We start from the raw sequence: 13,186 nt of genomic DNA on the forward strand, positions 1-13,186 counted from the left end.
AAAGTGTGCTTCCTTTAGAGTAATTTGGCGATTTCTACGAGAAAGGCACTTCTTAGTTATTTCCACAAAAACATCCCAAAGGACATTGCAAAGATAACAAGACTTTTTGTCTTTGTGTGCATATTTGTTGATAAATCTATTGTCAATCAAAAGTTTTTATTTCTTTCGCCGTATTTATGGCAATTGACAAGTCGTATTTCAAATACCGTTGCGTCATATTTATGCTTTTATGCCCCAGAAATTTTGATATTTTATAAATATCCGTCCCATCCTGCACCAATAGGGTTGCAAAGGTGTGTCTTGCAACATGGAGTATAAAGTAAAAAGCAAGAGCTAACAAGATTGAACAGATAAATTGTAACGTGTTGGAAATAAGCAGATATTCATCATTTTGCTTAAAGTCGAAAAAGCAATGAAGTGCAGAATATTGAGCGGTTTCAGTTACCAAAACGTTAGCTGTCCAGTTACCTGAACAATATAGGTAACGGTGAGCAAATCAAGTAATCTGAGACCGGATATTTTCTCGCTGATTTGCAATGTTTTGCATATCAAAGAACGCTTATAAGAATTGTAGTTTTACGACAAAAAATGTAAGCGTATGAAGATTGAAAAATTCAAGGTGTTGCTTTACCTTAAAAGAAGCGGAACAGACAAGAACGGTAAAACTCCGATCATGGGTAGAATTACGGTAAATCGTAGTGTAGCGCAATTCAGTTGTAAACTGAATTGCAGTGAGAAACTTTGGAATCCGAGGGAAAGCCGGTTGAACGGTAAAAGTAAGGAAGCGGTGGAAACCAATGCCAAAATAGACAGGCTGCTTGTTTCCATACACAAAGCATTTGATACCCTTGCAGAACGGAAAACCGATTTTGATGCAGTTTCAGTAAAAAATCTGTTTCAAGGAGGAATGGACAGCCGCATGACTCTGCTCAAACTTTTTGACCGCCACATAGAAGAAGTCAAATCTCTTGTCGGTGTGGAATATTCATTACGAACGATACCCAATTACATTTATACGCGTCAACGACTTGCCGAATTCATATCCAGCCGTTATAAGGTTTCCGATCTTGCTTTCGGACAGTTGAACGAGCAGTTCATAAGGGAGTTTCAGGAATATGTGGTCATAAAGTGTGGACTAAGTATTGAAACCGTACGCCATTATCTGGCTTTACTTAAACGGGTCTGTCGTATAGCCTTTAAGGAAGGACATTCGGACAAGTACCATTTTGAACATTACACTTTGCCAAAGAAGCTGGAGAAGCCACCGAGAGCATTGAGCCGTGAGGATTTTGAAAAACTCCGTGATTTGGAAATAGAGGAACATCGCTGGTCGCATATTACTACCAGAGACCTTTTTCTTTTCGCCTGTTATACCGGAACATCTTATATTGATGTAGTGTCCATAACCGAAACAAACCTTGTAAAGGATGACAGCGGAGCTTTATGGCTGAAATACCAGCGAGGAAAGAACGGAAAATTATGCCGTGTCAAACTGCTTCCAGAAGCAATAGAGCTTATCGAAAAATACCGCAGCAAATCACGAAAGACACTGTTTCCACATATAGAACACGGTGCATTGATGTGGAACTTGTCCAGTCTGAAGGTTATGGCCGGAATAGACGGTCCGCTTACCTATCATATGGGACGGCACTCGTTTTCGACTCTGATCACACTCGAAAACGGTGTACCGATAGAAACGGTCAGCAGAATGCTGGGGCATTCAGACATTTCTACTACCCAGATTTATGCGCGGGTGACTCCGAAGAAACTTTTTGAAGACATGGATAAATATATAGAGGCTACCAAAGACTTGAAACTTGTACTCTGATAATAGTATCACTAATAAAATAAATTATATGATTATGCGCAGCACATTTTCAATATTACCATACATAAACCGCAATAAAGTAAAGGCAGACGGTACTACATCCGTCATGTGCCGAATTTCCATAGACGGCAAGAGCAGTGTATTTTCCACAGGGATATATTGCCGTCCCGAGGACTGGAATACCGAAAAGGGGGAAATCAGGGAGCAAAGAGCGAACAACCGTTTGATTGAACTCCGCAACAAGTTGGAACAGACTTATGAAAAGTATTTGAAAACAAAAGGTGTTGTCAGTGCAGAACTACTTAAAAATGAGATTACACAGGCCAATACAGTGCCGGAATACCTTCTTCAGGCCGGAGAAGAGGAACGTGAACGGCTCAGAGTCCGTTCAGTTGAAATCCGGTCTACCTCCAGTTACAGGCAGTCTAAAAGTACACAGGCTTACCTACGCGAATATCTGCTCACACTAAAAATGACGGATATAGCATTTGAGGACATTACGGAAGATTTCGGTTATGGTTTCAAACAGTTTGTCAAGTCAAAAGGCTGCAAGGCTTCTCATATAAATCATTGTATGACGTGGCTGAACAGGCTGATTTATATAGCTGTTGACCGGGAAATTTTACGCTTCAATCCGATAGCTGATGTTCCTTACGAAAAGAAGGAAGCCCCCAAGCTGAACCATATCAGCCGGAGCCAGCTGCAACTGATTATGGAACGTCCGATGCCCAACAAATGGCAGGAACTCACACGGCGTGTCTTTATCTTCTCTGCCTTCACTTCATTAGCATACGTGGATATGAAGGAACTTTATCCCCATCATATCGGCAAGACTGCTGAAGGAAGGCGTTATATCCGCATTAACCGCAAAAAAACCGGAGTTGAATCCTTTATACCACTTCATCCGGTTGCCGAGCAGATATTGGAACTTTATAATACCACGGATGATACGAAACCGGTATTTCCTCTTCCTAATCGGGATATGCTCTGGTATGCCGTAAATGAGATAGGGGTACTGGCAGGAGTCAAAGGAACACTCAGCCATCATCAGGCACGACATACGTTCGGAACCTTGCTCCTTTCTGCCGGTGTTCCGATAGAAAGTATCAGTAAAATGATGGGGCATACAAATATCAAGACAACTCAGGTATATGCCAGGGTTACTGATGATAAGATCTCAGAAGATATGGACAAACTAATGGAGAAAAGAAAGAGCAGCAGTCAAACCGATAAAAAACAGACCAGTATATGAAAAGAGAACCAATAACAATCAATGAAAGTGGAAATATTATTATACAAACGATCAATCCTTCTGAAATTTGGATGAACGAGCCGGAACTGATTTCTTTCTTTAACGTAATTGCACCAACTTTCAGGGCTGCAGTACGGACTATATATAAGAAAGGCATATTAAATCCGGGAATAGTAGAAAAACGAATCAAACAGAAAGACGGTTGTTACGAGATTTTTTATAATGTGGAAATGATTTTTGCGCTAACCTTCCTGTTAGATACTTATCCGGCAGACCGACTGCGGAAATATCTGATAGCAAAAGCTATAAAAGGAAGTACAGGTTCTTTGGTATGTATTATCGGCAAAAATCATTCTTATCTGAAATGTTAGATTCCTGTCTTAAAAAGCAATAGCCGACAGCAGGCAGATAATTCCAGCCTGTCTGTCGGCTATTGTTATACACGCAAACTAGATGCGGTTTACTTTGTAGGCTTCCCGATAATTCTCCTGAAGCATTTTCTCAATATCACTCTCCCTGTAAAGGATTTTACCACCCAACTGGTAGTAAGATATTCTCCCTTCATTACGATAATCCTGAAGCGTACGTCTGCTCAGTTTCAATTGTGCCGACACTTCCTTGTCGGTCAGATAGCGTTCGCCGCCCAGCACGGGACGGTTCCCGACCGCCAGATTCTCAATCCCGACCAACATACGGTCAAGACTTCCCATGATACGGTGTACCCATTCTCTGCTGTCTGTTCTCAGTTCACTCATGTTATTATGGATTTAGTGGTTATTGTTTAACTGTTATATGTTACGTCCTCTGTAAAGAGCCTCTTTTCTTCTGTCCTCAACTTTCTTGACGATACCCTGCACATCTTCCGGCTTGTAGAATATCTTGTGATTGATTTGAGAAAAAGGCAGGGTACCGTTATCACGGAGTGTCTGCAGGGTACGGGGTGAAATGTTCAGATACCGGCATACGTCCTGATTGTCCATCCACTTGTGCAGCGTCCTGTCGTTCTCCCGGTTGCAAATTTCCATGACCCGATGCTCAAAGTATTCAAACTTACGCACCAATTCCTCAAACAGTTGTTTTTCTATTCCTACAAATTCCATATCGTTTCCTTTTTTGTTGATTGATGTTTATTCTTTTTTTCGTTGTTTGCAACAAAGAAAAGCCATATATTCTGAAAGGCAATGGTTTCCGCTTAACTGGCAGCATGTGGCGCTGATTATCCTAGTTATGAGGCCACATTCATATCCTTTTCTGCAAATATCCCTATATTCAGGGACTCCATCCAATAATGAATTGCAGAATAAAGGATCTATGAACCTGATTCAATAAAAGTCTATAGCAATGGATAAGGAATGGTTTATTTCCCTGTAACCTTACTTCATTACTTTTCCAAGCCATTGATTAGATAAGGAAGCAAAGAAGTGTTTTTTTAATGATTCACAGACATGAATATTTACTACAGTACGACAATACGACATTAAGTCAGCAAATATTCAAGTCAATAAATCAGTAACTGTTTAACTCCCCGGTTCATTGTTTCTTCAAACAGGAAAAATACCGCATTCCACACCGATTGCCCCGCATGCAAACTGCAACAGGCCACATTGTTGTCACATCCCGACCAACTGTTTGACTATTGGAAACTTATATTCTTTTTTTGCCAGACAATTCATTCCGAGATATATCGGAACATGGCAAACAAAATGAGAAGATAAATGATGAACAGAAACGGAAAAACAGGTCTGTCCCCTCCATAAAATGATACCGACAACGGTATTATTTCTCCCCAATTTATAGGGAGCATATTCAGAGACGCTCAAAATAGCGGGATTCTGGTTTTTAGTGGGGCAAGTTTGTGTTTCGGGCAGACCGAAACCGCTTGCTCCCACTACAGGAAGCAGCGAGAGACTCATCCCGCAGGTCTAATCAGTACATTCATTTTATACAATAGTCAACAGATGGAAAAGAAACAGAATACAGAAAGAAACAACAAGGGCGGCCGTCCTCCCAAGAGTACGACCGACAAACTGAAATACCGTGTTACCGTGAAACTGGCGACACCGGATTACTATACACTGAAAAGCAGGGCAAGAAGCGCAGGCATATCGGCAAGCGAATACCTGAGAGAATGTTTCCGTAAGGGATATGTCCGGCAAAGACTTACAGCGGAACATTCCGACTATATCCGTAAGCTATGCGGTATGGCGAACAATCTGAACCAGCTGGCTCATAAGGCAAATGCCGGAGGATACGATACGGCAAAGCTGGAATGCCGTGTACAGGTGGCAAGAATCGAAGAACTGCTGAACCATATCCTGCTATGATTGCGAAGATTGTAAAGGGAAGCGGATTCCGTGAGGTTACCGGCTATATCATTGACAGTAAAAAGGATGCCAGGATTATCGCACATGCCGGCTTGTTTATTGAGGATGTTGACACAATAACAAAGGCTTTCGAAGCACAGGCCGGAATGAATCCGAAAGTATCCAGACCGGTCGGACACATTGCACTGGGATTTTCCAAAGAGGATGAAAGCAGGCTGACCAGCCGGATTATGGCAGAAATAGCTTTGGAATACATGGGACGGATGGGCATAAGGAACACACAGTTCTTTATAGCCAGACATTTCGACAAGGAGCATCCTCATATACATATCGCCTACAACCGGATAGACAATGATGGCAGGACCATATCCGACAAAAACGAGCGGTTACGGAGTGCACGTATCTGCAAGGAACTGACCTTGAAATATGGTCTTCACATGGCCAAAGGTAAGGATCATGTCAAGACTGAACGCTTAAGGGAGCCGGACAAGACAAAGTATGAACTTTACAGTCTGCTTAAAACGGAAGTCAGAAAGGCCGGAAACTGGAAGGAACTGATTGCCGGATTAAGCGAAAAGGGAGTGGATGTACGGTTCAAATACAAGGGGAAATCCGATGAAGTACAGGGTATCGTGTTCATCATGAACGGCTATTCCTTCAGCGGCTCCAAGATAGACAGACAGTTCAGCTATACCAAGATAGATGCCGCATTAAAGACACCGTCATATTCGGAAACAGAAAGACAGGAAGCTGTTCAGAGTGAACAGGCATATCAGCTGGAATCGCATGACAATGAATTATACAGCGGTTCTTTAGGTCTGTTCACACCGAACCCGCAACCGGAACAACCTGAAGGTTATCCGGACGATTATCTGAGAAAGAAGAAAAAGAAAAAACAACGTAAAATAAGATGGTAAAGTATGGAAAAAGACAATGTATATGTTTTGTTTGAAGAAATCAAGAACAAGATTGAGATGATAAACGGGAAGCTGGAACAGAAGACCGGAACACCAGTTGGCGGACAGGCAGAAGAAGTGAATCCGACATGCATTAGGCATATTCACCGGCATAGTTTTGACATCAGGTCAAGTAAAGCATTTTCTCTTTTGGTTGGAATGGGACTGGTATGCAGCCTGTCCTTATGGGGAAATATCAGACTTTGGCAGTCCAACCGGCAATATGCAGACGATGCCCTGAAGTTCCGTGCCATCCGTTCCTGGAGTGGGTGTACTCCGGAAGATATTCTCTGGCTGAACAAGGTTTTCGATATTCATCGCGACGAGAAGGCCATCGAATGGGTCAGAAAACAGGCTGACGGGTACGAGAGCAAGCTGAAAGCTGTTTCAGACAGCCTGATGCAGGAGAAACTTAAGTTACAGGTAGAATCTGAATCCGATTGATATGGCCAGTGTTAAAGTAAAATTCAGACCTTCCACCATAGAAGGAAAGGAAGGTACCATCTATTATCAGATTATCCAGAGCCGTGTAATCCGTCAGTTAAAGACGTATTACCGGATATTTACGGATGAATGGAACGAAGCTGGAAGCTGTATCATTGTCGGTAGTTCGGAGCGAAGCAATCTGCTCCTTTCCTTACAGGAACGCATGGAATGGGACCTGAAGCGGCTGGACATGATTATCCGACAACTGGATAACCGGAAAGCCGGATATACGGCAGATGATATTGTCGCTTCTTTTCAAAGCAATACAGAGGGACAGTCGTTTTTCAACTTCATGCAAGGCATCATAGCCCGTCTCAAACAGATGGGCAAGATACGCACGGCTGAAAATTATTCCTGCACCCTGAAAAGTTTCATGCAGTTCAGAGGGGACAGGGATGTTCTGCTGTCCGAAATCGATTCGGACCTGATGCAGCTTTATGAAGCCTACCTTCATGGAAAAGGTGCCGTACGGAATACCAGTTCATTCTATATGCGTATCCTTCGGGCGGTATATAACCGTGCTCTGGAAAAGGGACTGATGGAACAGCGCAATCCTTTCAGGCATGTCTATACGGGAGTGGACAAGACCGTCAAGCGTGCCGTTCCCTTATCCGCCATCAAGCGTATGAAGAATCTGGATTTGTCTTTACAGCCTAATCTGGAATTTGCAAGGGACATGTTCCTGTTCAGCTTCTATACCCGTGGCATGTCGTTCATAGATATGGCTCACCTGAAAAAGAAAGATCTTCAGAACGGGTTTTTATCGTATCGCAGACGAAAGACTGGGCAGCAGCTGGTTATCAGGTGGGAAAAATGTATGCAGGAGATTGTCGGCAAATACCCGGAAGACAGCCTCAGTCCTTATCTTTTGCCGGTATTAAAATATCCTTTTAAGGATACGCACAAGCATTACAGGAATGTCATGTCCGGAATAAATCGGAACCTGAAAGAAATAGCCAGACTGGCCGATATATCCGTTCCTCTTAGCATGTACTGTGCGCGCCACAAATGGGTATAGCTTAAATTTTAGAATATATCTTATTGAAACACTGTAATATAACAAGAATAACAAAAATAAGAATAACAAATAGGTAACATTTTGATTGAAAATAATGTCTTATCAAGAGCAAGAAAGCTTGCCTATCAAGTGTACAAAGATAATGGCTTCAACTTGATTTTTTGCCTTCCAAAAGAAAAAGTTTTAGCTGTTGATGGTGAGGTTTCCGTGGGGGTATCGGGAGTCCTTGTTGGCCGATTGACTAAGATTCTCTAACTATGCTTGATTACGCAAGCTGAAGTTTAAAAAGTAAGTTTAGAGTATTCTTGTATATGTACTACAAGGAACGGAGTAAACCTCTTGCTGCATTTCTTCCGCGATGAACAGTAGTTCCAATAATAAGTTTAATGGCATCTTGTATATATACTACCAAGGAACAGAGTAAACCTCTTGCTGCATTTCTTCCGCGATGAACAGTAGTTCCAATAATAAGTTTAATGGCATCTTGTATATATACTACAAGGAACAGAGTAAACCTCTTGCTGCATTACTTCTACGATGAACAACAGTCCTAATAAATAGGTTTAATCACATCTTGTATATATAGTACAAGGAATGGACTAAATCACTTTGTTTGTTGCACCAGCTTTTCTTTTTTGGAAGGCAAAAGAATTGTTTAGACTTTAACTCTAATGACTTCGCTGAGATTTATAGAGTCCTTTTACGGTCAACACGGTCAACTAAAAACGGATTCTCAATAAATGCAGAAGGATGAGCATGACCAAGAAAAACTATTTGATCATGCCAACAAACCTCACATCAATTCTAACCTGTCATTCTCTTTTAAAAATAGTGATTAATGCTGTTTCCCAATAATAAGAGATATTTCACTATTAAATAAAGAGTTACTATTGAGATTAGGTCTCATCTCTCTTAATTGGTTCCTATGATTAAAAATAAACATTCTATAGTGTTGAGAATCGTTTGACACTAATTTGTTCAAAATTAATGCAAGTTCGTTCATAGCAGGCCATCTATTATAGTTTAGAGATAGATTTATGAGAAATGATATTAACTGCTGATTAACAGCAATATCTAAGTTGATATCCACTATGCATTTTGCAAATTTAACAAATTGGTCAATGTCGCTAAATTGAATGTAATCAGAAGGATTGCTAATACATTCAATAAAATGAGAAGTCAGGCTATTTATGTAATCTTTTTTATGTGTTAACATTGTAGTTAAATCTTCTTTGTCTAACTGACTCAAGGATTTTCCCCATTCCACAGACTCTTTTGACAAAGAAATTAAATGTTTATATAACTCTTCATTAAATACCTGAGAACCTTTTTTATATTTTGATTTTATGTCTTTTATTGATTTAGGAAGTTTATCAATTGCTTCAATAGTTTCTTTATATCTTATAAGTTCGTCTATTATAGGAGCAACAGAAGAATATCTTTCTTCGGGATTATCACTGGTCGCCTTTTCTACAATGGCAGCAATTTGAGGAGAAACTCGATTTACTCTTATATTACTGACATCACTCCCTTGACTAAATAAAAAATAGATAGTTTTCCCTAACATATAAATATCTCCTTGAATAGTACCTTCTTTAAATCCTCCACTTGAATATTCAGGTGGCATATACCCTTGTGTTCCAGCTATTAAAGACGTAGATGTAAGAGTTGTACTATCTCGTTCCGAGAAACGAGACAAGCCGAAATCTGCTATTTTGACAATATCATCCTTTATAAGGATATTCTGAGGCTTAATATCTCTATGTCTTACATTATTTTTATGCAAATAGTCGATGCCTTCACACATTTGAATAGTCAATATTAATTTTTTATATTCATCTGACGAAGATGCAATATCCACAAAAGACTTACCACATGAAGGCATAACATAATATGGACAGTCTTCATCATAATGTTCTTCTAAAACTTCAATTATGTAGATATGCTTTAATTCTCGTAATATGCGCATTTCTCTGAGGAATAATTTTTTCTGTTCCTCATTTGCACCTTCCTTAAGTCGTTTTATCACAAATCTAATTGGAGCACCATCAATCGCTACGCGGTATACTTCCGACATACCACCATGCATGATATCTGTAATTACATATTTATCAATGCGTTCACCTACTTCCATAAGTATGCTATTATATTTTTAGTGACTACCTAAAAATTTCACTGTCAGAATTCATTTCTTAGTTGTTGCAAAACTAACAAATTATTCGAGACTATATGTCTATATTTTTACTTTAATTATTTCATTCAGGTTCGTGGAATACCGGTCGGACTTATGTTCGCATTTCAGGTGCCAGCGTTTGTCCGTTCCTTGAACTGCCACTTTTACGGTATTGAAACCATTCCTTCGGTTGATGGCATCAATGGCTACTGAAAGACGAGCTTGCTTTGCCCGGTCGATTGAATCAAAAAGGATGGCCTGCACTGCTGTATCAGGGCTGATATTCCACACGATGACACCGGCTTTCTTATAGTGATACCTGCCATCCTCACGCCATTCAGATCGGAGAGCTTGCACGGCTGCTGCCACTAACTCCAACTGGTCGTTGGTGGGCATGGGCAATGAAACAGTGTGGTTGATGGTATGGTTTGGCACATCGTTGCGGAAACGGCTGGTGTATGCAAAAACTGTCAGTTGGCTGCAACGGCTCTTTTGCTCCCGCAGTTTGCGGACGCATGAAGCAGCAAAGTTGGCTACCGCTTCTTCCACCACTCTCAACTCCGACAAACCATTGTCGGGGAAACTACGGCTGGTACAGATGCTTTGCTTTTCGGGCAGTTCGCTGATGTCAATACAATTTTCACCACGGAGTTCCTTCCATGTCCTTGTGCCTGTCACGGTAAGCAAACGCCTTACCCGGCTTTCACTCCACTGCGTGAAATCCCATGCTGTCTTGACCCCATAATACTCTAACTTTTTTGCCGAACGTCTGCCTATGCCCCATACATCGGCGATGTCAAAACCTTGCAATGCCTTGATGCGCTTTTCTTCGGTATCAATCAAGCAGCCCCCCCGTAACCTTTGTATTTCTTTCCATACCTGCTTGCCACTTTTGCCAAGGTCTTAGTCGGAGCTATGCCAAGAGTCACCGGGATGCCAGTACCCTTGCCAATGGTATGCACGATGCGCTTGCCGTAGTCACGCAAGGTTTCTCCGCTGCCCATGCCAGTAAGGTCAATAAAAGCTTCATCGATGGAATACTGCGTTAATTCGGGCGTGAACTCCGAGAGCAACATCATCACCCTGCGGCTCATGTCACCATAAAGTGTGTAATTGGAACTGAACACGGCAACCTTTTCGCGCTCCAGCATTTTTTTTGACTTGGTAGAACGGAGTGCCCATTTCTATGCCCAACGCCTTTGCCTCGTTGCTGCGGGCAATGATGCAACCGTCATTGTTAGACAGCACCACCACGGGCAGTGTGCGCAAACCCGGGTTGAACACCCGTTCGCACGAGCAATAGAAGTTGTTGCAATCCACCAGACCGAACATGGCTCATTTCCTCCGGTATTGGCGTTTGATGTTGTAGGTCAATACGCCCCATACGATGAAATTGTTTTCCTCCGTCACCTTGATGGGCGGGTAATCCTTGTTGGCAGGCATCAGCCACAGGCAACCGGCGTGCGGGTCGAATTTCACCCGTTTCAATGTAAACTCCCCATCAATGTAGGCTACCACGATATCACCCTCCTGCGGGTCGATGGCCTTGTCAATCACCAACAGATCGCCGTCGTCGATGCCGCAGTCCTTCATCGAATCACCTACGGCACGGGCATAGAACGTGGTGGCGGGATGACGCACCAATTCGCGGTTCAGGTCAATGCTCTCTGTCATGTAATCCTGGGCCGGCGAAGGAAATCCTGCACGGATGCCACCATCGGCAAAGTCCAACGGCAGTTCGCTGCTCAGGTCGGCCGAATAAAGGATGAGCCTTACCCCGTTCTCCTTTTCTATTCCGTGTTCATTGATAACTGTCTTATCTGAATCTTCCATTTCCTGTTTTCTTGTTGCATTACCATTCGGTTTGCAAAATTACCATTTTTATGCACTTGATGTCCTTATTTTACGAGTTTCCGCACTTTTACGCCGGTTTATCTCCTTTTGCCGGCTTGCCTTTCGCCAAATGCGACCGGGCCTCTTTCCCGATAAGTGGCCATGCACTTAGCCTCCTTCGTATCTTGGACTTGGGTTGATGGGCATCCTTCCTTCATTTCTTCACCGCAGCTTCGGAACAGTACACGCACAGCCGTTCTGTCCACATTTCCTATTCGTCAGTCTTGTCATCGGGCATATCCTCTCCAATGGTAGAGCGGCCTTTTTCTGGCAATATTGGTATCGCTTCCACCCTTGCGGCTTCCACAATGAAAGCGGTGGTTGGAATCGTTGTTTCATCCTTGGCCCGTTGCATAGCCATCGGAACGGGCTTGTTTCTTTTGGCAGGCAGATTATTGGCATCCTTCACCACGACCTGTGACTGAATTTCCGTGTTGCTTCTTGCATGGCCGTGCGTTTACCGAAGCCACAATATTTTTCCATGATGCAAAGATATAATGCAGCACCGTCGTGGACGGTTACGGGACACTGTCGTTCTGACCAATGGCGTGCCTCGGAAATCTTCCGACATTTTCCGCCCCGCATAAAATGTTGCGTATTTGCCGTGCCGCCCTTGGTGCTGCCCTATGCCTGCAATATCTTCTTGCATCCGTAAAAATTAATTGTTCAACTTCTAAAAACTTACAGTCATGAAGCAAGTAGAAAATTCTTTCGTCATCACAGGTTTTGTAGCAAAGGACGCTGAAATCCGCACGTTCACCAACAACGATGTAGCCCGTTTCCCGATGGCAATCGGCCGCAAGGAAACCAAGGACAACGCCACCAACCGCGTGTCCGCCTTCATCAACGTGGAAGCCTGGCGCAAGAGCGGCAGCGCATCGTTCGAGTTGCTGAAAAAAGGTACGCTGCTCACCATCGAGGGCTATTTGAAGCCCGAAGAGTGGACCGACAAGAACGGTACCAAGCAGAACGGCATCAAGTTCGTGGCCAAGAAGTTCTACGAAGCGGTGGAGAAGCCGGAGAAGGCCGAGAAGCCCCAACCCAAGACCCGCGCCAAGAAACTGAAGGAGGCAGCATAGACCTCTTCCATCTCCGGAAAGAGCGGCTTCGGCCGCTTTTTTTGTGCTCAATGCACTTGGTGACTTGTCCCTCTTAAAAATGACCTGCCGCCTGTTCTACCATTACCAGCCTTGTTATACCGGCTATTTCTTATCCCGCCTTCTGCCGAAACCGTTTGGTTTTACTGATGCAAAGGT

General features: G+C 42.7%; 15 protein-coding genes and 1 pseudogene. 9 read left to right on the forward strand and 7 right to left on the reverse strand.

Annotated elements, in window-relative coordinates:
- Positions 1 to 142 precede the first annotated feature (142 nt).
- Positions 143 to 448, reverse strand: a complete 306-nt coding sequence (locus BN4609_RS17110) for a tyrosine-type recombinase/integrase (RefSeq protein ID WP_068855432.1) — start codon at positions 446 to 448, stop codon at positions 143 to 145.
- Positions 449 to 598: 150 nt separating this feature from the next.
- Between BN4609_RS17110 and BN4609_RS04385 the strand changes: the two genes are divergently transcribed.
- The 3 genes from BN4609_RS04385 to BN4609_RS04395 are packed head-to-tail and all read left to right on the forward strand — an operon-like array spanning position 599 to position 3,451.
- Positions 599 to 1,828, forward strand: a complete 1,230-nt coding sequence (locus tag BN4609_RS04385) for a site-specific integrase (RefSeq protein WP_068855433.1) — start codon at positions 599 to 601, stop codon at positions 1,826 to 1,828.
- Between the two features lie 34 nt (positions 1,829 to 1,862).
- Entirely contained in the window at positions 1,863 to 3,080 is a 1,218-nt protein-coding gene (locus BN4609_RS04390) for a site-specific integrase (protein ID WP_068855638.1), read from the forward strand.
- Positions 3,077 to 3,451, forward strand: coding sequence for a hypothetical protein (locus tag BN4609_RS04395; protein WP_068855434.1), 375 nt, complete (start codon positions 3,077 to 3,079; stop codon positions 3,449 to 3,451). The genes BN4609_RS04390 and BN4609_RS04395 overlap by 4 nt, the downstream gene beginning before the upstream one ends.
- Positions 3,452 to 3,529: 78 nt before the next feature.
- Here the strand turns inward: BN4609_RS04395 and BN4609_RS04400 are convergent, their stop codons facing one another.
- Both BN4609_RS04400 and BN4609_RS04405 read right to left on the reverse strand, forming a co-directional pair.
- The gene (locus tag BN4609_RS04400) at positions 3,530 to 3,835 is read right to left on the reverse strand and encodes a helix-turn-helix domain-containing protein (protein ID WP_068855435.1); all 306 of its coding nucleotides are present in this window, start codon (positions 3,833 to 3,835) and stop codon (positions 3,530 to 3,532) included.
- 33 nt (positions 3,836 to 3,868) lie between these two features.
- Positions 3,869 to 4,180, reverse strand: a complete 312-nt coding sequence (locus tag BN4609_RS04405; RefSeq protein ID WP_009319098.1) for a helix-turn-helix domain-containing protein — start codon at positions 4,178 to 4,180, stop codon at positions 3,869 to 3,871.
- Positions 4,181 to 5,038: 858 nt separating this feature from the next.
- Between BN4609_RS04405 and BN4609_RS04410 the strand changes: the two genes are divergently transcribed.
- From BN4609_RS04410 to BN4609_RS16415, 5 genes are all read left to right on the forward strand, one after another.
- Complete coding sequence (locus tag BN4609_RS04410) at positions 5,039 to 5,404, forward strand: MobC family plasmid mobilization relaxosome protein (RefSeq protein ID WP_068855436.1); 366 nt, start codon at positions 5,039 to 5,041, stop codon at positions 5,402 to 5,404.
- Positions 5,401 to 6,321 carry a relaxase/mobilization nuclease domain-containing protein gene (locus tag BN4609_RS04415; RefSeq protein WP_068855437.1) on the forward strand — a complete coding sequence of 307 codons (921 nt, stop codon included), beginning with the start codon at positions 5,401 to 5,403 and terminating at the stop codon, positions 6,319 to 6,321. The genes BN4609_RS04410 and BN4609_RS04415 overlap by 4 nt, the downstream gene beginning before the upstream one ends.
- A gap of 3 nt (positions 6,322 to 6,324) precedes the next feature.
- Positions 6,325 to 6,804, forward strand: coding sequence for a hypothetical protein (locus BN4609_RS04420; RefSeq protein ID WP_068855438.1), 480 nt, complete (start codon positions 6,325 to 6,327; stop codon positions 6,802 to 6,804).
- Position 6,805: 1 nt separating this feature from the next.
- On the forward strand, positions 6,806 to 7,864 hold the full coding sequence (locus BN4609_RS04425) for a tyrosine-type recombinase/integrase (RefSeq protein ID WP_241033194.1): 1,059 nt from the start codon (positions 6,806 to 6,808) through the stop codon (positions 7,862 to 7,864).
- An 81-nt stretch (positions 7,865 to 7,945) separates the two neighbouring features.
- Positions 7,946 to 8,119: a hypothetical protein gene (locus BN4609_RS16415; RefSeq protein ID WP_164071570.1), complete on the forward strand. Its 174-nt coding sequence runs from the start codon at positions 7,946 to 7,948 to the stop codon at positions 8,117 to 8,119.
- Positions 8,120 to 8,699: 580 nt separating this feature from the next.
- Here BN4609_RS16415 and BN4609_RS04430 read toward each other — a convergent pair.
- The 4 genes and pseudogenes from BN4609_RS04430 to BN4609_RS04445 all read right to left on the reverse strand — a co-directional run bounded on the left by BN4609_RS04430 (position 8,700) and on the right by BN4609_RS04445 (position 12,291).
- A complete protein-coding gene (locus BN4609_RS04430) occupies positions 8,700 to 9,998 on the reverse strand; it encodes a serine/threonine-protein kinase (RefSeq protein WP_068855439.1) in 1,299 nt (432 codons plus the stop codon).
- Positions 9,999 to 10,097: 99 nt separating this feature from the next.
- Positions 10,098 to 11,369 (reverse strand): annotated as a pseudogene (locus tag BN4609_RS04435) (Y-family DNA polymerase).
- A 3-nt stretch (positions 11,370 to 11,372) separates the two neighbouring features.
- Positions 11,373 to 11,870, reverse strand: a complete 498-nt coding sequence (locus BN4609_RS04440; RefSeq protein WP_068855440.1) for a LexA family protein — start codon at positions 11,868 to 11,870, stop codon at positions 11,373 to 11,375.
- A 271-nt stretch (positions 11,871 to 12,141) separates the two neighbouring features.
- Positions 12,142 to 12,291 (reverse strand): hypothetical protein, encoded by a 150-nt coding sequence (locus tag BN4609_RS04445; protein ID WP_164071571.1) that lies wholly within the window; start codon positions 12,289 to 12,291, stop codon positions 12,142 to 12,144.
- A gap of 328 nt (positions 12,292 to 12,619) precedes the next feature.
- Here BN4609_RS04445 and BN4609_RS04450 point away from each other — a divergent pair, with 328 nt between their 5' ends.
- Positions 12,620 to 13,009: a single-stranded DNA-binding protein gene (locus BN4609_RS04450; RefSeq protein ID WP_068855442.1), complete on the forward strand. Its 390-nt coding sequence runs from the start codon at positions 12,620 to 12,622 to the stop codon at positions 13,007 to 13,009.
- Positions 13,010 to 13,186: the final 177 nt, after the last annotated feature.

The sequence above is a fragment of the Leyella lascolaii genome, assembly GCF_900079775.1.
Classification (GTDB): domain Bacteria; phylum Bacteroidota; class Bacteroidia; order Bacteroidales; family Bacteroidaceae; genus Prevotella; species Prevotella lascolaii.

What these genes read in the sequence shown, in the direction of transcription:
- BN4609_RS04385 (WP_068855433.1), top strand. Translation starts at nt 599, where the DNA reads ATGAAGATTGAAAAATTCAAGGTGTTGCTTTACCTTAAAAGAAGCGGA.
- BN4609_RS04390 (WP_068855638.1), top strand. Translation starts at nt 1,863, where the DNA reads ATGCGCAGCACATTTTCAATATTACCATACATAAACCGCAATAAAGTA.
- BN4609_RS04395 (WP_068855434.1), top strand. Translation starts at nt 3,077, where the DNA reads ATGAAAAGAGAACCAATAACAATCAATGAAAGTGGAAATATTATTATA.
- BN4609_RS04400 (WP_068855435.1), bottom strand. Translation starts at nt 3,835, where the DNA reads ATGAGTGAACTGAGAACAGACAGCAGAGAATGGGTACACCGTATCATG.
- BN4609_RS04405 (WP_009319098.1), bottom strand. Translation starts at nt 4,180, where the DNA reads ATGGAATTTGTAGGAATAGAAAAACAACTGTTTGAGGAATTGGTGCGT.
- BN4609_RS04410 (WP_068855436.1), top strand. Translation starts at nt 5,039, where the DNA reads ATGGAAAAGAAACAGAATACAGAAAGAAACAACAAGGGCGGCCGTCCT.
- BN4609_RS04415 (WP_068855437.1), top strand. Translation starts at nt 5,401, where the DNA reads ATGATTGCGAAGATTGTAAAGGGAAGCGGATTCCGTGAGGTTACCGGC.
- BN4609_RS04420 (WP_068855438.1), top strand. Translation starts at nt 6,325, where the DNA reads ATGGAAAAAGACAATGTATATGTTTTGTTTGAAGAAATCAAGAACAAG.
- BN4609_RS04425 (WP_241033194.1), top strand. Translation starts at nt 6,806, where the DNA reads ATGGCCAGTGTTAAAGTAAAATTCAGACCTTCCACCATAGAAGGAAAG.
- BN4609_RS04430 (WP_068855439.1), bottom strand. Translation starts at nt 9,998, where the DNA reads ATGGAAGTAGGTGAACGCATTGATAAATATGTAATTACAGATATCATG.
- BN4609_RS04440 (WP_068855440.1), bottom strand. Translation starts at nt 11,870, where the DNA reads ATGGAAGATTCAGATAAGACAGTTATCAATGAACACGGAATAGAAAAG.
- BN4609_RS04445 (WP_164071571.1), bottom strand. Translation starts at nt 12,291, where the DNA reads ATGGCTATGCAACGGGCCAAGGATGAAACAACGATTCCAACCACCGCT.
- BN4609_RS04450 (WP_068855442.1), top strand. Translation starts at nt 12,620, where the DNA reads ATGAAGCAAGTAGAAAATTCTTTCGTCATCACAGGTTTTGTAGCAAAG.